This window comes from Nostoc sp. DedQUE05 (genome assembly GCF_034530955.1).
In the GTDB taxonomy this organism is placed as follows: Bacteria; Cyanobacteriota; Cyanobacteriia; order Cyanobacteriales; family Nostocaceae; genus Nostoc.
This window is the reverse complement of record NZ_JAVRCB010000006.1, coordinates 41196-67166: the sequence shown is the minus strand read 5'-3', so window position 1 is coordinate 67166 and position 25971 is coordinate 41196. Positions and strand designations below refer to the sequence as shown.

Here is a 25971-nt window from a genome sequence, read left to right as displayed (position 1 = left end):
CAATGAAACTAACCCGTCAGCATGAGCTGTTCCGCGAGTCCCTCCGACGTACCCTTCACCAAGAAATAGCCCCACACATCGACATATGGGAAAAAGAGCGAAAGATGCCTGCTCGAGAGGTATATACTAAGATGGGCAAGTTGGGATACCTTGGACTGACCCACCCAGTTGAATATGGAGGACTAGGTCTGGACTTGGGCTATTCTTACGTATGGGCTCAGGAGCTTGGCAAACTAAGTGCAGGTTCTATTTCTATGAGTCTATCTGTACAAACCGACATTGCAACACCTCTGCTGGCTGAGTATGGCTCTCAAGAGCTGAAGCAGAATTTTCTTAGCGGCGCAATTTCAGGGAACCTGATCGCAGCTATTGCCGTCACCGAGATCAAAGGGGGATCTGATTTGGGTGCTATGCAAGTTCGTGCTGAACGCACCTCAGACGGCTATATCCTAAATGGGGGTAAGGCCTGGATCACTAATGGTTCAATTGCTGACTTCGCTGTCACATTGTGCCGCACGGGAAGTGGTAATAGTATCAGCAATCTATCAATATTGGTTATCCCGACAAACCTTCCTGGTGTGACTCGTGAACCAATTATAGAGAAGCTTGGCAACTGGAGTTGTGACCACGGACACCTAACCTTTAATCAGGTGTTGGTACCTAGTGAAAATCTTCTAAATGAAGAGGGATGCGGATATGAGCTACAAACTCGCAGCTTTGCTCGAGAGCGGTGCTTTTTAGCGGTGGTGGCCTGCTCCCAAGCAAAGCGGATGCTCCACCAGGTTATTCATTATGCAGCACACCGTCAGATGCTAGGAGAGAAGCTGCTTAACCACCAATCAGCGTCATTCCGACTTGCAGAGCTATTTTCAGAACTTGATCTGGTCATGACCTACACTAGTGCCACGTACGAAAAGCTTGCTCGTAACGAGGATTGTATACGAGAAGCCAGTGTGGCCAAACTACGAGCCAGCCGACTAGTCCGCTCTGTTGCCGACTGTTCTCTCCAACTTTACGGGGCAGCAGGCTACATGACCCTAGGTGGAGTTGAACGTGATTTCCGCGACTGCCGCGCTAGCTCGTTGGCGGGTGGTGCAGACGAGGCATTATTACATTTTATCAGTGCTTACCTTGAGCATAGCACTGCTAAATACTAATACCAATTCACCAAAATAATGCTACAAATGTAAGCCCCGAAACCTAAATGCAGTCTAGCTTCGTTAATTACGTTCGCGTAGGTGTGCGCAGCACATATTACGAATTAGTATAAGTTTTTATCAAAGGAGTGAACTACGTTGGCAACCCAATCTCCTGATTCTATGCTGCTCCTAGACCGAGCTGCGGTACAACACTGCGTAGGTAAACTTGATCCCATTGCAATTATTGAAGAAGCCCTAGTCTACCATGCTAAAGGTCTAACCGACATACCAGATGAAGGGTACTTAGCTTGGAAAAATACCGAAGGTGCCTATTGCCGCTCCCTGGCTATGCTTGGCTCCCTTTCAGGCAAGATGCCCCCCGTTTATGGACTTAAGGTTATCAACGCGGCCTTGTCGAACCCAAAACACGGCATTCCTCGTGCAGGTGGGGTCAGTTTTCTATTCGATAGTGAAACGGCACGACCTAATCTCATCGCTGATGCTGCGTATCTCTCAGCATTGCGTACGGCAGCATATACTATAGTGAGCCTCCGGTTTCTGGGACCAGAATCGTTCGAGGCAATATCAATTATTGGCTGTGGGGTACTAGCTAAAGCACATCTAGAACTAGTTGCAAAATACTTTCCTCAGGTGCGCACATTCCATCTTTACGATCTGAACCAAGAAGTAGCACTAGTTCTTGCAGACTGGTGGTTACAGCAGGTGCCAAGTAATTGTGTACAGATACACACTGAACCCAGAGCAGCTATAGAGGCTTCACCAGTGCTCATCACTGTAACCACATCATCCGTACCTTACATTCCAGTATCCTGGCTCCCTTCGGGTAGTTTTGTCGCCCACGTTTCCTTAGATGATTTACAGCCAGACGCCTTTATGACTGCTGAAGCTATCTTCGTTGATGACATCGATCTGGTTAGAGATAATCCTCGGCGTATCTTAGGACGGCTAATCCAGGATGGCGAGATTGTCCCACCTGATGGTCCCGTCAATGGTCGTCCCCGGATAGTCGGTACCCTTGGTGAGGTGATTGCAGGTACAGCCAAGGCAGTCCGACCAGGTCAGGGGCATATTGTGAGTAACCCATTTGGTATGTCCATCCTTGATATTGTGTTACTTGACGCGGTGCACTCTGTCGCAAAGCAGTTGGGAATAGGAGACACCCTTAATCTTGTTAGGGAGGATTGATAATGAATCATAAAATAACATCTTGGCCTGTTACTCCTTGTGGAGCAGTAAAGCATGAGTATGGATTGATCTCGCTGTCCAAGCTAAGTAACGAGAGTATGATCGGACTCCTGAGGAGGTCTTGCGACTTACATAGTAACCCAAATGCTCACTCTTCACCACTGACACGACGATCTGTTGGCATTCTGTTTTCCAAAACCTCAACTAGAACGCGGACTGCTTTTACAGTCGCTACCATTCGACTGGGTGGAACACCGGTGATGTTTGGACCTGCTGATTTGCAAACTAACACTGGTGAATCATTAGAAGACACGGGCAAAATATTTGCATCAATGCTTGATCTGCTTGTTGTGCGTACGGCTGGTCCTACTCATGAACTGCATTTACTATCCGGTGGTGGTCTGCTTCCCGTAATTAACGCTATGACAACTGAAGAACACCCAACCCAAGGAATCTGTGACCTTGCGACAATGTGGATGAACTTTGGGTCTATAGAAGGATTACGGGTTCTTTATATAGGTGAAGGTAATAACACTGCTACAGCACTTGCTAGAGGACTAACATCCTTCAAAGGGTGCCAATTCACGGTTGTCACTCCACCAGAATATGGTCTGCCAACACAAATCTTAGAGGAATGTACTCGTAAGGCTAAAGAGGTGGGAGGCGCAATTTCCCAAACCTATAGTCTTGTGGATCTGCCCGATGAGGTCGATGTTGTCTACACCACTCGATGGCAAACAACAGGTACAACAAAATCTGATTTTGCTTGGCGAGAGGTGTTTCGACCCTACTATATTGATGAGAACTTTATGCAAAGGTGGCCAAAAGCTGTTTTTATGCATGATCTACCAGCCCATCGAGGAGAAGAGGTTTCTACAGCAGTTTTGGAGGGCAAACAGTCGCTCGTCTGGTTGCAAGCTTCAATGAAGCTCTCGAGTGCGATGGCTATTCTTGAGTACAGCATTCAGAGAGGCTGTTTATAATGATTATGAAGTCAGAAATTGAGACTCTGTAAGTCGTTTCAATGTTAAACGAGTCATGACTGTACAAATCATAGATTCGCTCATCTCAGGTAAAAATTCATAATTCTTAAATAAGCAATGATATGGGTTTTATCGCCCATACATTGCACTCTATAAGAATTTCTTGTGTTATGGTTAAAATTACTTATCGTCCAGCAAACCAGACAGACGCTCCATTTATTGCACGACTAATGAACCTCTCTTCTAGTGGAGTTATTGAATTCCTCTTCAATGAATTAGTACCTGGTATCTCGACTGAAAGAATTCTTAGCTCAATTGTTAGAAACAAACAAAGCGAACTTTCTTATGAGAATGTGCAGGTTGCTGTTCATAATGACTCATTAGTAGGAATTGCCAATTATTACCCGGCTACAAAACACAGAATTACGAAGGAAATGGAGGAATTTTTTACGAAAGAGCGCTTGGCTATTCTTCAAGATTGGTTTGACAGTCGTGTTGACTCCAGTTGCTTTTTAAATACCCTCTCGGTTGCTCCTGAGTACCATAGGCAAGGAATTGGAAGCTATCTAATTAATTTCGTTAAGGAAAAAGCTAGCTTTCAAGGATTCTCTAGTGTCAGCCTTATTGTTTTGGCAGACAACAAAAATGCAATTCGCCTATATCACCGCCAAGGATTTCAAAAGAGCAAGCATATTAATATTGGGTTTCATCCCCTTTTACCCCATGAGGATGGAGCAGTGTTAATGAACTGCCCACTTTACAATCCCTCTGCCAATTTACGAGGGTTCAACGCCTGTAGAAACCGTATGAATACGTCCTAGAGAAGTAAGCTTGGCAAAAATCTGGGTTAATAAAATAGGCTCAGGCATTTCAGGAAGCATTTTCAACATTTCACGAACATATCAGAAACCACGATAATAAGCCTTAAGATCAATAATGCCAGAATTGGGATTGTGCTGAAGAAAATCAGCGAGAATATGGTAGATTAAATTAACAATAAAGAATGTGTGTTTTAGCAGCATTAGTTACAGTAGTTTGGCTTAAGTTCATAAAATCTTCCAGTCCCCAAAATTGCTTGGCATCTCGAAAAGTAAATTCGATTTGAAAGCGAAGTTTGTAGTAGTAAATTAGTTTTTCAAATGGCAATTTGAGGTCACTAGAAAATAGAATTACATGGCTACGAGCATTAGTATTAAGATTGGTTTTAACCAAAATAACTATATTTAGTGCTTGGGCAAATTCTTTATGCAGTTAGGTTTGCTGAAGAGGCTTGAAAAAAATCTATCCAGCCCATAAGTTTGTTTTCCTGATTTACTTATTACAACTTTATCTCCTGCCAGTAAATATATGTCATTCGCACGAAATAAATGCTTGCGAAAAAACAGCCAAAACAACGTCGCCCCTTGAAGGTATTACTGTATGAAAGAACCGCAACATTGTCCGATAACTGCCACCAATGCCTGCCCAACGGGAGATCCCCAACATGGTGACTCGTCCGCTCATCGCTAACATAGCAAGGATTATTTGGTTTAATTGTCGGATTGTTGTAGCGTTGATCTGCGGTAACAAACACTCTCCGCAATGATTAAGATGTGGGGCATGGGCTGTTTGTAGTTTTTTGAGTTGTCGTTGTGAGAGACAATAACTTTACTACGGCAGCCCTATCTCACTCTTTTTTTGGCGAAGGTATTGACTTTAAAAACAAATTATTAAACACCAGTTAAACTTGCAAAGATTTATCCAATCCATCAAGAGGCTGATAAATATCAATGTCTAACGTAAGAGCTCCTAAATCCGCAGTTGGTATACAACGCCCTATGACTTATGCACAGAGGGCAATCTGGTCACAGTTCCTGATTGATCCTAAAAACCTTGCTTACATATTGCAAGTACGTTTACCATTAATCGGAGACCTCAATCGGCAGGCTCTATTACAAGTACTGCATTTGCTGCCAGCGCGTCATGAAGCCCTACGTACGACGTTTATGCTTGATCGCGATCCAGTTCAATTTGTTCACACCGAACTTTCACCTGATCTACGAGAGATTGACGTATCAGTTCACTCTGAACCACAGACGGAAGTTGACCAAATTGCCGCAACTCGATCACTTGAACCGTTTGATCTGGCTGTAGGACCACTGCTAAGAATCGACCTTGTGCGCCTTTCCCCAGATCGGCATGAACTGATTATTACTCTTCATCACATAATATGTGACGCCACCTCAATTCCTTTGCTACTGCGCGATATCGAAGAATGTTATCAAAGCTTGATAAAAGGAGTTACACCCCCGAACATCTCTGCTGCGGCTCCAAGCTCAGTGCAGGAAAGTTCGATGAGTATATGGAATTCTGAGAGTGGACGCCGTCGCATTATCAGCCGTGCGGAAAAGATGAAAGGTGTTCCTACCCTGGCACTTCCTACAGACAAGCCATACAGTAAACATCGAAGTTATCAGGGTGGTTGTTATACTTTCAACATTCTTCCAACATTAGTTGCCGATCTCAATTTGTGTGCACGGAAGTATCGCACCTCTCTATTTACCATTTGTCTCACAGCATTCTCTGTGCTGCTATCACGTCACTGCCAGCAGTTAGACTTCATTATTGGCATACCCACCGAAGGACGGGTGAGGGCAGAAGAATTTAATCAAATAAATTGCTTTGCTAATTTGGTGCCATTGCGTATCGACTTGAAAGATACCCCGACCTTTGAGGTTCTTATGCAACGTATGCGTCATGAGGTCTTTGGAGTAGTTCAAGACAACGATATGCCGTGGGAGATGCTGCTGGATGAGTTAGGTCTACAAAGGGATTTGAGCAGGCCGACTTTGGTTCAAACAAATTGTCAGCTTTTGCATGCTCCTGACTTAAGGATAAATCTGCAGGGATTAGAAGCGGTTGAATTGCCCCTATCGTCCTGGGTTGGAACCCGAAATAAAACTGCCAAGTTTGATTTATCACTGCAATTTAGCTTTAGTAAGGGCCTCTTGGTTGGGGCATTTGAGTATAACTCGGATTTGTTCGAGGAGTCAACGGTGCAACGCTGGGCAGAACGACTACAAGTACTACTGGGTAGTGCGATCGCCAACCCACAATGCCGAGTGGATTTGTTGCCGATCATGTCGTCGGGTGAGCGAGACTTAGTGATGCAACATGGGAACGGCACAACCGCGACCTTTCCGAACAATTTAACCCTGTCAGAACTGTTTGAGGCTCAGGTAGACTGCACCCCAGATGCCACAGCCCTACTGTTCGAGGATCAACAAATGAGCTACCGTGAACTGGAGGAGCAGTCAAACCGCCTAGCTCAGAGGCTGCGTCAACTTGGGGTGAAACCAGAGGTACTCGTGGGAGTTTGCCTGGAGCGCAGCATCGAGATGGTGATCTCGCTCATGGCGATCCTGAAAGCGGGGGGTGCCTACGTGCCCCTTGACCCGGATTATCCTGTGTCACGACTGATGTACATGGTGGAAGATACGGGGGCTCAGGTGGTTCTGATCCAGGAACGCCTGAAGGAGCGGGTGGCTGGGCTGAATGCACAGGAGGTGATTGTCATTGACGGTAGCGGTGAGCAAAGTCGGCTTTGGCAAAAGCAATCACCACAGCGTTTGCAGCAGATGGCCAACTCGCGTAACCTAGCATATGTGATCTACACATCAGGTTCAACTGGGCGTCCTAAAGGCGTTATGATTGAGCATAGGGGCATCTGCAACTATAACTGGTGGATGCAGAAGGAGTTTCCGCTAAATTCAGGTGAGCGATTTCTGCAAGCGACCTCTTTATCGTTCGACGTATCTGTCTACGAAATTTTTTGGCCACTCATGGTTGGGGCCACCGTTGTCTTGGTATCCCCAAAACGACACCTCGACCTTGCTCATATCGGAACTCTAATTCACAAGCAGCGAGTAGTAGGACTACACATGGTTCCTTCCCTGATGAGTCTGCTAGTAGAGCACGTACATCCTGAGGATTGTCAAACACTCCGCTATGCCTTTGTCAGTGGAGAGTCGCTCGAGCCGGCATTAGCACGTAAGTTTGCTGAACATTTGCACAGTGACCTTATCAACCTCTACGGGGCGACAGAAGTGTCAGTAGACTCCACTTTTTGGCGTAGCACTGGTGATCGGGTTTTTGCTGGTCGACCTATGGATAATCAGGCAGTATATGTACTAGATGAGGCTTTACAACCTCTTCCTATAGGCGTTAAAGGGGAGGTCTATCTCGGTGGTCTCTCGGTTACCCGTGGCTACCATTGTCGTCCTGAGTTAACGGCTGAACGGTTTTTGCCCGACCCATTCTCCAACATACCTGGGAGCCGTATGTATCGGACAGGTGACCTTGGATGCTTGTTACCAGATGGTAACCTGGAGCTGTTTGGTCGTCGTGACCATCAAATTAAGCTGCACGGCGTGCGCATTGAGCTTGGGGAGATTGAAACTGTACTGGCTGAACATCCTGCTGTTACCAATGCTGTGGTTATGGTGCAGGATGGGGGTGAGCAAGCGATACTTGTGGCGTTCGCCGCTAGCAAGAAACCAGATATCGATGAGCGATCACTGCTGTCCTACTTGGTCGAGCGAATACCTAAGGCTGTGGTTCCCAACCGAGTTGTGATCGTTGAACAGTTTCCTTTGACCCCAAATGGTAAGATTGACCGTAGCTCACTGCCAAAGGTATCACAGATTCCATCCCGTTCAGCAGTAAAATTCACCCCCACAGAGAGAGCGATCGCCGACGTATGGGAAGAAGTGCTGAGTCAGCGACCAGATACCTCCGATATCAGCTTCTTTGAATTGGGGGGAAACTCCATCCAGGCTATCCGGCTAGTTTCTCGCCTCAGACAACTATTCAATGTTGAAGTATCTGTGCGCCTGGTTTTTGAACACCAAACGGTAACGGCGATGGCCGATGCACTCGCCACTTTGCAACAGCCATCTGCAGAGATAGAAACCTCCCAAAGCTTTAATCAAGTATCCATAGCGCAACGGCGAATGTGGCTGCTTGATAAGCTATCTGAGGGACTTCCAGAGTATACGATATTAGTGGCACTTAACCTTGATGGCAAATTTGACGTCGAAGTTTTCCGCCGTGCTTTAGAGCATATTTTACTCCAGAATGAACCTCTGCGCTTCCGTTTTCCCGAAGATGGTGGTGTACCTAGACGAGAAACACTCCCACCAGATGCCGTTGTTCTTGAGTTTTTGGAGCTGAGCGAAGCCGTTGACGAATCTTCCATTCGAGCACTTCTTTGGGAACGGAGTACAATACCGTTTGACATGGTCAATGGTCCACTGTTTCGGCCTCTGCTCATCCGACGTTCACCAGATGAACATATCCTGCTACTTAAAATGCATCATATTGTCGCGGATGGTTGGTCAATTGAGATTCTGCTGCGGGAGCTAGCACATATTTACCAAGAACTTCTGACTCAAGGAACTCTAAACTGCCGAAGAAGTGCGCCTGGCTACTCCCAATATCTGGCATGGGAAAAAAGTAAGATAAAGGATGGTACTATAGAACGGGACTTGCGGTTCTGGCAACGGACTTTGAATAAGGTGCCTGTTGAAACGACCTTCCCCATCGACCGACCCCGCCCTATCCGCCGAACGGGGAAAGGTGCAACTTTCCACACACGGCTCAATGCAAGTATTGCAAGAGCCGTCAATGAATATGCGCGAAACTACGGGACAACCCCATACACAATCTTATTTACTGGACTGGCGATCCTGCTGCATCGGCTGACCTATCAAAGAGACATTGTTATGGGAACTGTCACTGCGGGTCGTGACACCCCGGATCTCCAAGATGTTGTTGGTTTGTGTGCAAATACAATAGCTATTCGTTGCTCAATAGAGCCTCATGACTCATTTAAGCACCTCCTTGACTCTGTGCGTAGGTCAATGGTTGATGCATACGAGCACTCTGCCGCCTCGTTTGACTCCGTTGTTGATACTTTAAAAGTTAATCGAGATCCGAGCCGTACGCCGTTATTCCAAATCATGGTACTCTATAGATCCTCATCCTATGAACAAGCATTTAATGTGCCCAATTTGCGGTCACATGAGATTGCGCTAGATAGTGGGGTTTCACGGTTTGATGCCACTTTCCAGTTCACAAATGTTAATGAATATTTAGAGCTAGCTATTGAGTATAACTCGGATTTGTTCGAGGAGTCAACGGTGCAACGCTGGGCAGAACGACTACAAGTACTACTGGGTAGTGCGATCGCCAACCCACAATGCCGAGTGGATTTGTTGCCGATCATGTCGTCGGGTGAGCGAGACTTAGTGATGCAACATGGGAACGGCACAACCGCGACCTTTCCGAACAATTTAACCCTGTCAGAACTGTTTGAGGCTCAGGTAGACTGCACCCCAGATGCCACAGCCCTACTGTTCGAGGATCAACAAATGAGCTACCGTGAACTGGAGGAGCAGTCAAACCGCCTAGCTCAGAGGCTGCGTCAACTTGGGGTGAAACCAGAGGTACTCGTGGGAGTTTGCCTGGAGCGCAGCATCGAGATGGTGATCTCGCTCATGGCGATCCTGAAAGCGGGGGGTGCCTACGTGCCCCTTGACCCGGATTATCCTGTGTCACGACTGATGTACATGGTGGAAGATACGGGGGCTCAGGTGGTTCTGATCCAGGAACGCCTGAAGGAGCGGGTGGCTGGGCTGAATGCACAGGAGGTGATTGTCATTGACGGTAGCGGTGAGCAAAGTCGGCTTTGGCAAAAGCAATCACCACAGCGTTTGCAGCAGATGGCCAACTCGCGTAACCTAGCATATGTGATCTACACATCAGGTTCAACTGGGCGTCCTAAAGGCGTTATGATTGAGCATCGCTCGGTGTTGAATAGAATCCATTGGATGGTGAATCACTATGGATTTCAGCCCCAAGATCGAATTCTACAGAAGACCCCATTTTCATTCGATGTATCGGTGTGGGAGTTCTTCGCTACACTGTGCTTTGGATCTACCCTTGTGATAGCTGCACCTGGCGTGCATAGAAACCTCCTCGAACTGGCCAAACTCATTGAAAGAACACAGACAATTATTATCCACTTTGTTCCCAGCGTGTTGAATTACTTCCTTGACGTTGAAGACGTTGCGTATTTGAGTCGTTCATTACGTATGGTGATCTGCAGTGGTGAGGCATTACCATCTAACCTGGCACATCGGTGCCTTCAAACCTTTAACGCCAAGCTGCACAATCTTTACGGGCCGACTGAAGCAACAGTAGATGTATCATACTTTAGTTGCTGTAATCAAGAGTGGAACTCACTCGTTCCCATCGGGCAACCAATCAACAATACTCAGCTTTACGTGCTTGATCACCACCTACAACCAGTACCAATTGGCGTACTTGGAGAATTGTGCATTGGCGGTTTGGGCGTGGGGCGTGGTTATCTAAATAATCCCAGATTGACCACCGAACGCTTTGTCCCGGATCCCTTCTGCATGGGTTCTGAAAGCCGTATATACCTAACCGGAGATATTGTGCGCTGGAACTCTGATGGTGCTATTGAATTTTTCGGTCGCCGGGACACTCAAGTGAAACTGCGTGGTCTCCGCATTGAACTAGGGGAGATTGAGGCGGCCATAGTTGAGGAGAATCTGGCTAGCAAGGCAGCTGTCGTCGTACGTGGCTCCGAAAATCCCGAATCAACTACACTTGTGGCCTACGTAGTAACTGATAACCCAGTTAATGTTGACACAATACGGACAATGCGGCAAGTCCTATCGAAAAGGCTTCCTAGCTACATGATCCCTTCATCTCTGATTAAGATCGAGGCAATGCCACTGTCGGCAAACGGGAAACTGGATCGAACAAAACTACTCAATCCAGTCAATACAACGGCGAAGCCTTCGGCATCCGAGCCAGAGACGCGCTCTGAACGTGCTATTGCAGAAGCATGGCAAGAGGTCCTCGGTGTAGACGTTATGACAGTGGAAGATGATTTCTTTGAGCTTGGTGGTCACTCCTTGGCCGCCTCCAGGGTTGTAGCAGTACTACGTCGCCAGCTCAGTATTGAAATTTCCTTGTCATCTGTCATAGCTCACCCTGTTCTCAAGGACTTAGCCACTGAGCTTGATCGAATGTGGGTGTCCTCAACTGAAAGCAGACCGATTATCCCTCGGCTAGATCGTCGCACTGAAGCACCATTATCCTCCTCCCAACGACGTATCTGGCTAGATCATATGTTAAACAACAATGCTGCCGTTTATAACGTGCCCTTAGCATTCCGCATCAGGGGCTACTTAAATGAGGTGGCCTTAGAAGCAGCATTACACGATCTGCAAATTAAGCACGATGCTTTAAGAGCTTGTGTAGCGGACGATGGTAAGGAACCGCGCCTGATAATTATGCCTGAGGCTAGATGCCGACTATATTACGATGACTTGACAAGCCTTGACCCCGTTGTTCGTGATCAAAGGTTGCTAGAACTCAAAGAGCAAGAGGCAAAGCGGGAGTTTGACTTGGCCATTGCACCACTGCTATCTGCTCGATTAATACGCCTTGAACAGCAAGATCAATGCCTACTATTAACCATTCACCACTTGGTCGTTGACGGATGGTCACTGAGTATACTTTGGAGAGATATCAGTAATTTATACAGTAAACACCTTTATGGGCAGCAATGCTCCATTGCTTTGCCATCCAGCTACCTCACATTCACTGACTATGCGTGGTGGGAGAGAGAGGCGCTTCAAAGCCAGCAATGGCACAGGGATATTGCTTTTTGGAAGCGCATCTTAGCTGACAGATCGAAGTTTGGGTTACCTGTAGTAGATACGACTGTTAACACCCCTCGTAAGGGAGCAGAGTATCTATTTGACTTGGGACCAGAACTGTCTTCCGTTTTGACTCAGACTGCTGCGCGTTTGCATACCACCCCGTTTGTGCTGCTAGTTGCAGCATTTCAATATGCTTTGGCAGGTGAAAGCAAGCAAACTGACATCACTGTCGCTGTTCAAGTTGCTAATCGACTACCAGAAGTCACCGATATCGTTGGCCTTTTCGTCAATCAAGTGCCACTACGTACTTTGATTGAAAAGGGGCAATCTGTTGTTGAAACTGTCCACAAAGTCAATTCCAATTGGCAGGAGACAGTAAATCACTCTGCTATACCTTTTGACGTATTGCTACGTAGTTTAGGGGAAGTGCCTGGAGCCGATGGTACTGCACTGACTTCGCTTGCTTTCTCATTCAACGACTTACGTGGCTCAGAGCTAAAACTTGCCAATGTTGAGGTTCAGGCAGAGAAACCGGGGCAAAACGCGACTGCTAAGTTTAATGTACTACTTGAGGTGCTCAATACTGATAAAGGCTTTATAGGAGTCATTGAGTATTGTCAAGATCGCCATACATTAAGCCAAATTGCCCGTTTATTTGCTCGCTGGGAGGCATCTGTGATGGAAACCATATCGTAATTCGTAATTCGTAGTCAGTAGGGTGTGTTAGTAAAGTTTCACTACATCCCTAAACATGCAAGTTGGCTTAATCAAGTCGAGATTGAGTTGTCTGTTTTATCTCGTCAATGTTTAGAGGATGTTTGAAAATTCCTATTGTCGGTATCAAAAGTTTCAGATCCCCCTCAATCCCAGGGCTGATTCATTCCATTTCAAACAGGATTTGTCAAGATGATTAGCAAGAAAATTATAAGTAAGCGTGACGAAGAGATGAACATTTAAACACTGAAATATCAGTAAAATAGTTGGTTTCATCGGCACGTAGGTAACAAAATAACTAATTTTTAATCGCTAGAACCATTGATTTTTAAGGCTTTTTGTGGAATGAATCAATCCTGCTTTTTAAGGGGGGTTAGGGGGGATCTAAAAGTGCCTAAAGTCACAGCGAACCACTTTTCAAACAGCCTCTTAGAGCGAAGAATTCCCGATATACAAACATTATCTTCTGAAATTGTTACTTGGGAGAAATAACGCAATTTCCAACGCACAAGCGTCTATTGGCGCTTTCAAACTACAGATGCACGGAGAAAGATGGAGCGCTTATACCCGACTGTATAACCTAGCAAAGTTTCCTTAGCAGACTACTAGAAATTCTTTCCTCAAGTTAATGCTTAAAGGAGATATTTGATCTGTCTGTGGCGGTGATTTGCAATATTAACTATAGGGGCATAGGTAAAGTATACGGAAATTTAAGAATAGGAGGAGCTTAATTGTGGATGAGAAAAATGTAACAGAGCAGTTATCCCTACCACTGTACTGCAACCGTGACTATCGGTTGTGGTTCATAGGAAATCTCATATCTTCTATGGGCACCCAGATGACGCTCATTGCAATGCCATTGCTCGTTTTGCTTATGACTCAATCGCCGTTAAAGTCTAGTCTGGTGGCTAGCTTTGAAACTTTACCTTATGCCCTATTCAGCCTTCCAGTAGGTGTACTGGTTGATCGCATTTCTCGCAGGGATTTGATGGTTAGCTCTAGCATTTTAAGCCTTTTGGCGGTGGGATCTATACCACTGGCCTATAGCGTTGGCAACCTAACCATATCGCATCTAATAGTGGTGGGCTTTATCAAAGGTGTTGCTAGTTTATTCTACCAAGTCTCGCAGATGTCCGCTCTTCCAGCTTTGGTCAGTAACCGCCAACTTGGTGCAGCTTCGGCTCAGTCTGAGATGATTGAACGGCTGGCGGCGATAGTAGGACCACCGACAGCAGCGCTGTTATTTCATAATATTTGGCCTGGGCTACCCTTTGTCGTTGACGCTCTGTCTTTTGGCATCATCGTACTGTGTATATTGTCGTTGCGCTCATGCTTGGGACCAAAGCCACCCTTTCCACCTATGAATTTGCGCAAGGATCTTCTTGTTGGTGCTGGTATAGTTGCTGGCCAACCCTTGGTGAAAGACTTGACGATACTCAACACGGCTGGTGACTGCTTGTTTGCTGGGATTGGGCTACTGATGATCGTGTTGGTGCGTGATGCTGGGTTCACAGGAGCAGAAGTAGGATTTGTGTTCTCAACAGCAGCTGTAGGTGGTGTTATTGGAGCTGTAGTATCGAATCGTCTTGAGCAGAGGATTGGTCTAGCCCAAGCTGTGATTGGTAAACATGTTTTGACGGTAGCGATCTTTCCCCTGCTAGTTCTCGACTTTTCGCCGCTTGCTTTTGGTTTGCTGTGGGCGCTGATCTCTTTCCAAGTCTCTATACTCAATGTCATCCAGAGAAAGTATATGCTCCACATTACCCCACAAGATAGTCTTGGACGGGTGCAAAGCTTTATGACCTTTTTGTCTTTTGGCAGCCTACCAGTGGGAATCGCAATCACTGGCTACCTTTTGGAAACCACGGGGAAAACTGAAACGGTACTCTTTTACACCACTGTGCTGGCGTTGCTAGCCCTCTTTAGTATATTGAGCCGTAGTATCCGTCATGCTAACAATGTGTGAGTAGTGGGTTTGTACTGCCAGAAGTAGACGATAGATCAGAAGGTGGAGACAACAGACATTACTCTAAATAAAGATATGATTGATCACTCGAATTTTACCAGTTGGAATTTGAACACTGGCCTATCTAGCAGTCTGATGGGAACGTCTGAATCCCCAGTGAAAGCGACATCCGAAGTGACCTTGATTCATCTCGTGCTTGATGCTGCTGAACGTCACCCAAACGCTGTGGCGTTAGAAATTGGTAACGCTAAGTTGACGTACGAACAGCTAGTAAAGTATGCCCAAGCAGTAGCTTGTTGGTTGCACTCCCAAAATGTTAGTACTGAGGATCGAATTTGCATCATTGCTGACAGACAACTGGGAGTATATTCCGCAATGTTGGGAGTGCTGATGGCTCGAGCTGCTTACGTGCCGCTAAATCCAATGTTACCAGAAACGCTTATAAATAAATTGATTGAGCGTACTGGTGCCAAAGTTATCATAACTGACGCAGAAACATGGACGCGAATCGAGGGTCATGGTATCACTGGACTGTTGGTTGATGAGCCCTTACCCTTTCAGGCGATCACAGTTCGGAGTGGGATACTTGCAACAATTTGGAGTTTAGATACTGATGCCTCAATACAATTGCCACAGCCATCCCCGAAAGATTTGGCCTACGTCATCTTCACCTCAGGTTCAACTGGTACACCCAAGGGCGTGATGGTTGAACACGGAAGCATAACTAACCTGATTGACTGGGTTCGCGACACAATGAAGATAGGCCCAGCCTCGCGGGTTACCCAAAATGCTTCTCTGTTTTTTGATGCCTCGGTTCAACAAATATTTACAGCATGGGCGGCTGGTGCTACACTATTGCCCATTCCCGAGGGAGAGCGGGTTGACGGCGTACGCTTACTATCTTGGCTGCGAGAGCATAGGATTACCCACTGGGATTCCATTCCCACTCTATGGTCGAAAGTGGTAGCAGTTGCTGCAGAAGCCATTGCCCAAGGTCAGCGATTGTTGCCTGATTTGGAGGTCATATTACTTGCTGGTGAGCCGCTGAACAGTGCCGATGTGAACTGCTGGCGTTCATGGGAGCAGGGACATCGATTATTTAATATCTATGGACCTACCGAGGCTACAGTTGATGCTACTTATTACGAGATATCACGTATGATTGAAAGTGCTATTGTACCCATTGGTCAACCCTTGCCTGGAGTAGGATGCCACATACTAGATGCCCATGGCCAGCCGTGTCCCCCCCATGTTGATGGTGAACTTTACCTGGAAGGCAAATGCCTAGCACGCGGATACCTTGGAGAGACCCAAACAACTGAACAGCACTTTATAGTTTGTTCCCCAGGCGATCACCCTAATGTCCGGCTCTATCGCACAGGTGATATCGTACGACTGACGTCTTCTAATGATCTAGTTTATGTTGGCCGACGTGACGATCAAATTAAAGTAAACGGTGTGCGAGTTGAGCCATTTGAGATTGAGTACGCTTTGTGCCAACACCCAAGTGTCGAGAAGGCGATCGCTATAGTAGTACCGAGAGACAACCGACGAGATCACGAACTTGTAGCCTTAGTACGTACAGGGTCTGACGTTCGCCCTGAAGATATCCGTAGTTACGCAGCTAAACTACTCGCGCCAGCTCTTGTCCCATCACGTGTGATCATAACCGAAGACATACCAATAACTAACAATGGCAAGATTAACCGCCGTGCATGTAGGGAAATTGCCCTCGCATCTCATGAACAGGTGAGAAATGAAGACACCCCTGTTCTCAGTGTAACGGAAAATACCCTGTTGGAGGTTTGCAAACAACTGTTGAATCGCAATATTGGACCAGACGACGACCTGTTTCAAGCTGGAGCAGACTCCATTACAATTATAAGACTCCGTCATGCCTGCGTTAATATCGGCTTTTCGATACGGGGTACAGATGTATTCTTACATAATACAGTCAGGAAGCTTGCTCGCTTTATCACTGATAACTGCGTCAGACTCGAAACACAAACGCGTGAGAACTATTCAGGTGTATGTGTAACTGAAGTGACGCAAATATTCACTGATCAACTTCCATTGTTACCGTCCCAACGAGCAATCTTAGCTACTACTCTGCTACAGGACTCTTCTAGTGTGCAAGTTGGCTTAGTACACGAGATACACTCTTACACATTTTTTTTAGACTCAAATGCTTTAGAAGCCACATTAGAGATACTTATTGAACGGCACGATGCGCTCCGTATTGCTGTCATCATACCCGATTCTGGTTGTCCCTACCAAAAAGTGCACAAGAGTACCCCAATACCATTCACTATTGAGGACATCTCATCTTGTGAAAGTTTGTCTCAGGAGCAAGCAGTGCGTGCGATCTCTGAACGTGAATTGCTAAAAGGTTTCGACCTACAGCATCCTCCACTACTGCGGCTTGTTGCAGTGCAAAGAAAAGATAAAGGCACTACCCTTGTCTGGACAATGCACCATCTTGTGACTGATGGTTGGTCCTGGGAGTTGTTGCAACGGGAGTTTGCGAGGATCTACGAATCAATAGTGTCGGGAAACTTTCGCCCAATGCTACCCCCTACACTATCCTTCTGTGAGTTTGTGCAGACAACCTATACAGCACCTCGTGCCGAAGATATTGAAGAGATGGCTGCTATGTTTGCTAACGCTACAGTTGTTCGCCTTCCACGTCCATCGGTAGCAAGCAGTGCAGAGCGTAGACGGGGTATCGAGCGCTTACAAGTACCAACCGAGGTGCACCGTAAAGTTCTTGAGTTACAATCTCAAGCAGGTGTGATGGTCAGTACCATATACTTATATGCAGTAGCATCAGCTTTGAGTAGAATCTTACGTGAGCGCCAGCTGGTAATAGGGTTGGTTAGTTCTGGGAGGAACGTTCAAATAGCAGGTGTAGAGAGACTTGTTGGTTCCTTAGCTAGAACGGTGCCGATCTTGGTTGAAACTCAGCCAGGCTCGCCTTCTGATGAGATATTGGGGCAACTACAGAAGTGTATTGGTTCCATTATCGCCCTTGACGGAGTTGATGTTGACGATCTACTCAGCGACATGGGTATTTCTCTCAATCTTCGTGCTCCAGACGTAACTTTCATCTTCCAAAACTATGATTCCGGAGTCAATGTTGTCGATTACCCCGTGCTGCCTCAACTACAGCCGCAAGTAGAGGAGATGCTGTCAGCAGAAACCGCAGCCTCACCGCTATCTATAGTTATCCACCAATTACATATGTTGGTCGGTACTACGATGGAGATGCGGATTGAGTACTGGCCTCACCAAGTTGAGCAGGAGTTTGTCGCAACTGTGCTTCGCGAGACGATGCGAGTACTTCACCAAATGGAGGTGTAACTTGACTTTCAAAAATCTGGCTGTTGACGCGTTCCTTACTGATGAGGAACGATCTGTCTGGCATACGTACAACAACACAGCGTTTGTATATCCGCCTGAACACAGTTTGATCAATTGGTTGGAAAGGGTTGCTCAAGCCCATTTATCTCGTCCAGCGATCGTTGCCGAAGACGGAGCACTTAGCTACGCAGAACTGTACTATCGTGCTGATATGGTAGCAAAATTCCTGATATCCCAAGGGGTCAAGCCCGGCAAAGCTGTTGCTATTGCTGCTGTCAAACGGTGCTGCACCTACGTGGGTTTGCTGGGAGTGCTGAAAACGGGTTGCTTTTATGTACCAATCGATCCACACCAGCCCCAAGATCGGCTAGAGACTATTTTTCAAAGTGCAGGGGTTGTCGCCGTATTGTCAGATGCTGCGTCAGCCGAGAAACTCGATAAAGTGCGTGGGGATGTGCAGGTGAGAGCAGTGCTTGAAGAAAGTACGGCTCCATCTATGTGGCATTCCTGGCCCCTAAGTGAGCCACATATGGCAGCTACAGTAAAGCAGCAGAGAATGGAACTAGAAAGCAACACCTGGGAACGTATCTGCTATATAATTTACACGTCGGGAACAACAGGCAAACCCAAAGGTGTCTGTATCTCAGAAGGCAACGTTATCAACTTCGTTAATTGGTACATTAAGCGGCATGCCGTCGAACTTGGCGATCATCTGAGCCAAAATGCTCCGTTGACTTTCGACCCTTCAGTCCAGCAGATATTCTCAGCCTGGGTTTCTGGGGCATGTCTAATGGTAGTGCCGAGTTTGGTTCGTCAAGACGCCCATAGTTTTTTGCAGTGGTTGAGGAAAGAACGGATAACCCACCTAGACATTGTGACTGCACATTGGGTACACCTCTTAGGAGCAGTGGTACAGGAACCCTCCAAGTTTGAGTTGCCGAACCTTCGTTGGATTGTTGTAGGGGGCGAAAGCATTTATTACCATCAGACTCATCAATGGTATCAATCAGTGATCTCTCAGTGCCGGATTAATAGCATCTATGGACCTACTGAAGCCACAATCAATGCGACGGAATTTGAGGTTGATCCCATACATAAGGAGGGTAAGGTGCCTATTGGTACACCTTTGCCTAACTATCGTATTTACATCTTTGATGATGCCAACGAACTTTGCCCCCCAGGAGTAGTCGGAGAAATATGCATAGCTGGTGCTGGAGTTGCTTTAGAATATTCTAGTCCTGAGGCTACTAAGCGTGCCTTCACCCAGATTCACTTTCAGGAAAAAAGTTCGGAAAAAATCTATCATACAGGGGATTTGGGAAAACTTATTCAACTGTCGTCAGGCGAGTGGGTACTCGAATTCAAGGGTCGATTGGACAGACAGATAAAAATTTCAGGGTATCGGGTCGAACTAGAGGAAATCGAGATGCTCGCCGAGAGATGCCCAGGTGTTGATGATGCAGTAGTGTTGGTCAAAGGTTCACCGGCAGAGCAATTGATCTGCTTTTTCTCTGGAACAGAGCCAAATACAGAGTATCTCCGAGAGTATCTCTCTGCTTGTTTACCATCGTTCATGGTTCCAAATATTCTCGTTTCAGTAGATCAAATGCCGATGAACAAGAATGGCAAAGTAGACAGCCAAAGGTTGCTTAGCTTACTTGATAATAGGGTGGGAATTGCTTGTGAGGATCGTGACAGGTTTGAGATAGAAACCGAGCGCCTCATCGCTGAGGTCTGGTCTAGGGTTATCGGGACGAACAACCTTACACCGAACAGTGAGTTTTTTCGTGCGGGGGGCTCTTCGTTGCTTGCCTTTCGTGCTGTGATGCTCCTGCAGCGTCATGGTTTAGATATTCGCGGTTCAGATATGCTTCGTGGTGCGACAATTCGTTCATTAGCTCTTACTGCACAGTGGCGTAAGCAGAACAACGGCAACCCATTAGTTAACCATCCTAATGACGTTCAAGCAACGTCGTTACGGAATGATAGAAATATGCACAATTTCAGTTTTTCATGGCCTCGTGATCGCTATGCCATTTTAGAGAAGCTTCAAGCAGGGGTACAGTCATTTGTGTTGAACTCACAGGGCAAGCCTGAGATTGGTCCCTTGACGAAATTGTGGTTGAGTTTGCAGCGAGCAACAGAAACTGGTACTGCGCTACTCGATCTCCAGTTGCCTGGCGCACATAGAATCGAAGACGTCGTGAAAGCCGTTGTTGAGCTCATCCAGCGGTATCCACTTCTCCGGAGTCAACGCATTGACAGCCTGACAGAGAGTTCCTTGTGCACGTTAGCAGTTCCTCAGATGGATGTTACCGTTATTGACCTCCTCGGGTGCTCAACGGATGAGGTGAATCATGCGATCAGTGAGATCAAGAAAACCATCAACGAGATTTGTGCGACATGGACTGGACTGGCTGCGACTGTAGCGGTAGCAATAGAGCCAAGTACTACATACAGAATTCTTCTGGGAGCACCACACTTGCTGCTTGACGGCGCATCTCTCCAGAGGCTTGCTCTGGATATTACAGAGTTACTTGGAATAACGACTCGTTCAGACCGTCAGGTGGATAGTGACGCGATAATACATTCTCTAACACAATCGAGCTACAGTGAAGGATTAAATCTCAATGCAATACATAAGTATTTGGAAAAGTATATTAAGGCTGAAGAAGAAGTTACCCATTTGCTTGCCAGCGAACTAACCAACGTAGAGCCTACTGTTGTCACCTCAAGCTGGATGGTTCCCGAACGTTTAGTTCAGCTTTCGATTCACGACTTGACTACTGTCCTAGCGACGGGGCTCTCACAAGCTATGTATCAAACATTTGGGCTGAATGCCGTGGCCATTAGCAAGGCCCATCATGGTCGCGACTGCATAGCTCACGAAAACATCTTTGACGTGGTCGCTAATTTGATGGATTATCATCTGCTGCTAGTACAGCCTACTTCCGACATAGCTAGTACCTACCTTTCAGCAAGAAAAGCAACAACTTTAGCTACCATGACGCCGACTCGCCACTGGGTAGCATTGATCAATCAGTACTTTATGCAACTTATACAAACCTGGCCAAAAAACAGTCTTCCATTAGTCGGGTCGGTCCGTCTCTCATTAGGCTCAGGTATTGCTGAGGAAATCGCTCCTGGAGTCCGCGTTCTCAATAATCCAACAGAGATTATTAAAGCAAATAAGACAACAGTTGAGCTGCTGGTGCGCTTGCAGGGAGACCAATGGGTTGCCGATATTGTGGCGACAAAACTAGGACATAAACAGGTACACGCTATCGCTCAAGCATGTCAATGGACTGTTGAGCAACTGCTTCATAACCCAAATATCGAACTTCATAAGGCTGGGGTTTGTAATTAATTTTACATAACTATTTGTGTCAACAATCATCTTTATCACATGGGAGTGAACAATGACGACAATAGACGTAAACAAAATGATTATGCTCTGGGAGCAAGTTTTCAATGTCGAGGGACTCGACAACTCTTCAGACTTCTTCGATCTTGGTGGGCACTCGTTACTAGCATGGCGCATTCTCCAAAGTGTTGAGGAAGATTGCGGAGTCGAACTGCCAATCGATTTGCTTTTTAATTATCCTACAATTGGGGAATTTACTGCAGCTGTTTATGAGGCACATGGTAACAATGGATAAGCAGTTAGCGATGTTGAAAACTGCAAACTCTACACAGATGAAGTTGCCTGTTGTCGTTGTTTTCTATGATGAAGGTGCGGCGACAGTGTTTGAAATTCTCAAAGCTGCCCGCAATATTTGTCGTGTTGTGTTCGCCTATAATCGCCGCAGTAGGCATGTGATGCAGGTCATGCCAATGCTGGAACGCTACAGAGACAAGTGTGATATCACAGGTTGCGATGCAAAATCTGCTGCTATTTTGCTCGCATCATATCATCCGGCTGGTATAGTCACCTTTAGTGAATATGCTCTCGCTGCCTGTGCTGAGGTAGGACTTATCCTGGGGCTAGATGCCCATAGCCCAGAAACGATTCTGAAATTGAAAGATAAAGTTCATCAGCGTAAGACGTTGGCGGAGAGTGGTGTTGATACAGTGCGGCTGCGTGAAATCCGCACAGTTGACGATTTAGATCCCGCCTTGGAAGAGGTTGGGCTTCCTGCTGTACTCAAACCAGCCATTGGAGCTGCGAGCCGTGACACCTACCGTATAGACAGCTTGCAGCAGGGTCGCACGCTTATACGTCAGTTGCTTTCGCCATCCACAGAAAGGTGTGTAAAACCCAATCGTTTTATTCTAGAGGAGATGCTGATTGGTGACAGTAATGTAGCGGGCTCTTGTTGGGGCGATTATATTTCCGTTGAGTCAATCTTTGCTGGTGAAACTGTGCGACATTTGGCAATCACAGGAAAGTTTCCTCTCGCTGAGCCTTTTCGCGAGCAGGGAATGGTTTTGCCATCGACGCTTGATCTGGATACTCAACAAGCTGCTTTTAAGTTGGCTGAGCGTGCTGCTAAAGCGCTTGGTGTGTACTGTGGGTTGACACACATTGAACTCAAGCTGACTTCATCTGGACCACGTGTACTTGAGGTCAACGGGCGTCTAGGCGGGTATGTGACCCCACTCTTACAAGCAAGCACTGGAATAGATGCTGTGGCTGAGGCGCTGCGTAATGCTCTTGGGCTTCCCCTGCCGTTACAGGAAATCTACTTTCACCAGGTGGGTTTTACCTACTTCATAACGCCACCTCTAAATGCGATTTCTGTCAAGGCTATCCAAGGTTTGAAAGAAATAAGTCAACTGGACAGAGTAACCTTAGTCGTAGCAACTAAGGAACTCAATACACCAATTAGTTGGACATGGGGCACGCAATCGCACATTGTCGTGGTCTCCGGTCAAGCAGAATCACATGATGAAGTGTTAAACACAGTTAAGCAGGTACAGAAGTTGTTGCACGTAGATTGGGAGAAGGGATCAGAACATAACTACACTAAATAAAACTAGAGTACGCTTTCGACCGCCTGGTTTTGCTTGTGGAAACCCTTGTGCAATTAATCCCACTGCTTCCATATGAGGTTGCTAGGATATGCTTTAGTCATTCGCTGACGAGGTGCTGATTCTTCTACAAATTTTAGCTTAAATCTTGTGATTTTTTTTACAATATGTCCCCTACTTTTAAAACATCCTCTTATACTACTACACTATAGTTACATTACTAGTCATTTAGCATATGTGGTTAATAAAACTTATTTAGTAAAAATTAAGACTTGGATTCAGATAAACGGCTCCTAAGGCTTATAAAAAATTTATCAATCTACTGAGCCTTCATAATGTTTTTACCGAATATCAACTTAGTACTCATACTTACAAACAGAATTTTATTTACCCCCCTAATCGCTAAAAATCTATGTTTGGAATCCAAAACTTTTCTGTTTTTTTAATAACAGCACTTGCACTAAATATCACGCCAGGGCAGGATACACTTTATATTATTGGTAGAAGTATTGCTCAGGGGCGTAGAGCAGGAATCATCTCTGTTCTGGGAATTAGTACAGGTTCGCTGATTCATACGACAGCAGCAGCTTTTGGTTTATCTGCGATTTTGGCAGTCTCAAGCACGGCGTTCTCAATGATCAAACTCGTAGGTGCAGTGTATTTAATATATCTCGGAGTTCAGATGCTTCTTGAATGTGCATCTTCAGTTGAGAACAAATTTAACAATTACACGCAATTGTCAGTATGGAAAATTTATCAACAAGGCATTTTAACTAATGTCTTAAATCCAAAAGTTGCTTTGTTCTTTTTATCACTTCTACCACAATTTATTAATGATACGTCCAATATGAGAGTTCTGGCTTTCTTTGGGCTTGGATCAACCTTTATCTTTACTGGGACGATTTGGTGTTTACTTGTTGCCTGGTTCTCCGCTAAATTCAGTAGATACTTTTGTGAAAAGCAAGCTACTGGATTCTGGCTTAAACGAATCACGGGTGTTTTGTTTGTTGGTCTTGGAGTTAAGTTGGCATTTGAAAAGTCATAAGTATCAATACTCCGGACAATATTTAGTTGACGGAATAGACAAGAAAGCGATACCGTTGGCGAAATATTGCTTAACAAAAAAACGGCTGCTTTACCGTGTATTACATGAAAAGGAGAATCACGCCTTTCCGTGTATTACACGGAAAGAAAAAAAATTAAGTTAGCTGCCTCAATTATCAATAAACTAGAACAAATACCTGTGGAGGCAGTATATGTGCTTACATCCTGAAGAAATTCCTCCTATTCCCAATGAAACGGTACGTGTAGCCAAGGCCGCATTTCCAAAAGATAATTTATATATGCAACTGCGTGATGAACTTGGAGTCTTTTATCAGGATGAAGATTTCGCATCACTGTATCCACAACGGGGTCAGCCAGCGCAAGCACCTTGGAGGTTAGCGATGATCCTGGTAATGCAATATTTAGAGAATCTCTCTGATAGACAAGCAGCGCAAGCAGTGCAAGGGCGGATTGATTGGAAATACTCTTTGTCGTTGGAGTTGACAGACCCTAGTTTTGACTTTAGTGTTTCAAGCGAATTCCGCGACCGATTAATAACAGGTGGTGTCGAGCGGCAAATACTAGACTTGATGCTGTCAAAATTTCAGGAACTCAAACTACTGTCAGCAAGGGGAAAACAGCGCACTGACTCAACCCATATACTAGTAGTCTGCCAAGCGAACTTTGCTAAGTAATACCTGTAATTGCTAAAATAGCTAAAAACAGGGAATAATATGGCAAAAAAATACATCGTTGACTTGAGTGAAGATGAAGTTTGTCAACTGCAATCGATAATTAAGAAAGGTAAGCATAAAGCAAGAACCATAACCCGTGCAAACATTCTTCTGATGGCATCTGAAGGAGAAACGGATCAAGCGATCGCTGGCATAGTTAGAGCGCATGTTGCGACAGTACAAAGAATACGAGAAAAATTTGTCGTTGGGGGGTTAGATTTTGCTTTAGAAGATGAAGTTCACCCACCAAAGCCTAAAAAATTAGATGAAAAACAAGAAGCATTTTTAATTGCCACTGCTTGTTCCAATCCACCAGTTGGAAGAGTACGTTGGACAATGCAATTATTAGCGGATCATTTAGTGAACGTTGGTATCATAGATTCAATTTCGGATGAAACAGTGCGTCAAACTTTAAAAAAAATGAAATCAAACCGTGGTTAAAAGAACAGTGGTGCATTCCTGAAGTTAACGCAGAATATGTTTTCCGAATGGAAGATGTTTTGGATTTATACAATGAGCCTTATGATCCTAAACGCCCTGTAGTCTGTTTTGATGAACGTCCATACCAGTTAGTAGAAGAAGTAAGACTTCCTTTGCCACCAGAGCCGGAGCAGCCTGAACGTTATGATTTCGAGTATAAACGTAACGGGACAGTAAATTTATTTGCATGTTTTCAACCCTTGGCAGGCTGGCGGCATATCGAAGTTACAGAACGTCGAACTAAAGCCGATTTTGCTCTTCAGATGAAAAATTTAGTAGATGTTTGCTACCAAGATGCCGATGTTATTCGTTTAGTAGTTGATAATCTGAATATTCATACCCCCAGCGCATTATATGAAGTTTTTCCACCAGAAGAAGCACGTAGAATTATTCAAAAATTAGAGTTTCACTATACTCCTAAACACGCTTCTTGGCTGAATCAAGTAGAAATTGAATTATCTGTTTTATCTCGCCAATGCTTGGAACGGCGTATTCCTAATACAAAAACATTAACTTCTGAGGTTGCCGCTTGGGAGAAACAACGTAATCAACAAAAAGCCAGTGTCTATTGGGGTTTCCAAACCAAAGATGCTCGCCGAAAAATGCAGCGTTTATATCCAAACCCAACCTAGCAAA

The 25971-nt window shown here is 45.6% G+C and carries 13 protein-coding genes and 2 pseudogenes; 14 read left to right on the top strand and 1 reads right to left on the bottom strand.

Translation table 11 applies throughout. The features are described from left to right. The first annotated feature begins 2 nt into the window (after positions 1-2). The 4 genes from RMZ42_RS06190 to RMZ42_RS06175 all read left to right on the top strand — a co-directional run bounded on the left by RMZ42_RS06190 (position 3) and on the right by RMZ42_RS06175 (position 4149). Complete coding sequence (locus tag RMZ42_RS06190; RefSeq protein ID WP_322670577.1) at positions 3-1157, top strand: acyl-CoA dehydrogenase family protein; 1155 nt, start codon at positions 3-5, stop codon at positions 1155-1157. 162 nt (positions 1158-1319) lie between these two features. Beyond that, positions 1320-2345 (top strand): hypothetical protein, encoded by a 1026-nt coding sequence (locus RMZ42_RS06185; RefSeq protein ID WP_322670678.1) that lies wholly within the window; start codon positions 1320-1322, stop codon positions 2343-2345. 2 nt (positions 2346-2347) lie between these two features. After that, positions 2348-3328, top strand: coding sequence for a hypothetical protein (locus RMZ42_RS06180; RefSeq protein ID WP_322670576.1), 981 nt, complete (start codon positions 2348-2350; stop codon positions 3326-3328). Positions 3329-3498: 170 nt separating this feature from the next. Next, entirely contained in the window at positions 3499-4149 is a 651-nt protein-coding gene (locus tag RMZ42_RS06175; protein WP_322670575.1) for a GNAT family N-acetyltransferase, read from the top strand. Here RMZ42_RS06175 and RMZ42_RS06170 read toward each other — a convergent pair. Then, positions 4105-4897 (bottom strand): annotated as a pseudogene (locus RMZ42_RS06170) (transposase). The gene RMZ42_RS06175 and the pseudogene RMZ42_RS06170 sit on opposite strands and share 45 nt — an antisense overlap. A 248-nt stretch (positions 4898-5145) precedes the next feature. On the opposite strand from RMZ42_RS06170, the gene RMZ42_RS06165 reads away from it, so the two are divergent. The 10 genes and pseudogenes from RMZ42_RS06165 to RMZ42_RS06125 all read left to right on the top strand — a co-directional run bounded on the left by RMZ42_RS06165 (position 5146) and on the right by RMZ42_RS06125 (position 25967). Continuing rightward, entirely contained in the window at positions 5146-12762 is a 7617-nt protein-coding gene (locus RMZ42_RS06165) for a non-ribosomal peptide synthetase (protein ID WP_322670574.1), read from the top strand. 30 nt (positions 12763-12792) lie between these two features. Continuing rightward, positions 12793-12879 (top strand): annotated as a pseudogene (locus RMZ42_RS34655) (IS630 family transposase); the annotation flags it as partial. A 634-nt stretch (positions 12880-13513) separates the two neighbouring features. Further along, the gene (locus tag RMZ42_RS06160; protein ID WP_322670573.1) at positions 13514-14746 is read left to right on the top strand and encodes an MFS transporter; all 1233 of its coding nucleotides are present in this window, start codon (positions 13514-13516) and stop codon (positions 14744-14746) included. A 75-nt stretch (positions 14747-14821) separates the two neighbouring features. Continuing rightward, positions 14822-18106, top strand: a complete 3285-nt coding sequence (locus tag RMZ42_RS06155; RefSeq protein WP_322670677.1) for an amino acid adenylation domain-containing protein — start codon at positions 14822-14824, stop codon at positions 18104-18106. Position 18107: 1 nt separating this feature from the next. Further along, the gene (locus tag RMZ42_RS06150) at positions 18108-21473 is read left to right on the top strand and encodes a non-ribosomal peptide synthetase (RefSeq protein WP_322670572.1); all 3366 of its coding nucleotides are present in this window, start codon (positions 18108-18110) and stop codon (positions 21471-21473) included. Between the two features lie 52 nt (positions 21474-21525). Beyond that, positions 21526-21765 carry an acyl carrier protein gene (locus RMZ42_RS06145; RefSeq protein ID WP_322670571.1) on the top strand — a complete coding sequence of 80 codons (240 nt, stop codon included), beginning with the start codon at positions 21526-21528 and terminating at the stop codon, positions 21763-21765. Next, the gene (locus RMZ42_RS06140) at positions 21749-23080 is read left to right on the top strand and encodes an ATP-grasp domain-containing protein (protein ID WP_322670570.1); all 1332 of its coding nucleotides are present in this window, start codon (positions 21749-21751) and stop codon (positions 23078-23080) included. The genes RMZ42_RS06145 and RMZ42_RS06140 overlap by 17 nt, the downstream gene beginning before the upstream one ends. Before the next feature lie 409 nt (positions 23081-23489). After that, positions 23490-24122 carry a LysE family translocator gene (locus RMZ42_RS06135; protein WP_322670569.1) on the top strand — a complete coding sequence of 211 codons (633 nt, stop codon included), beginning with the start codon at positions 23490-23492 and terminating at the stop codon, positions 24120-24122. 211 nt (positions 24123-24333) lie between these two features. Further along, positions 24334-24816: a transposase gene (locus RMZ42_RS06130; protein ID WP_322670568.1), complete on the top strand. Its 483-nt coding sequence runs from the start codon at positions 24334-24336 to the stop codon at positions 24814-24816. 39 nt (positions 24817-24855) lie between these two features. Continuing rightward, positions 24856-25967, top strand: a protein-coding gene (locus tag RMZ42_RS06125) for an IS630 family transposase (protein ID WP_416211792.1) whose coding sequence is annotated in 2 segments (ribosomal slippage) — positions 24856-25276 and positions 25276-25967 — 1113 coding nt in all. Because the reading frame shifts where the segments join, the coding sequence is not laid out codon by codon here. The last annotated feature ends 4 nt before the right edge of the window (positions 25968-25971 follow it).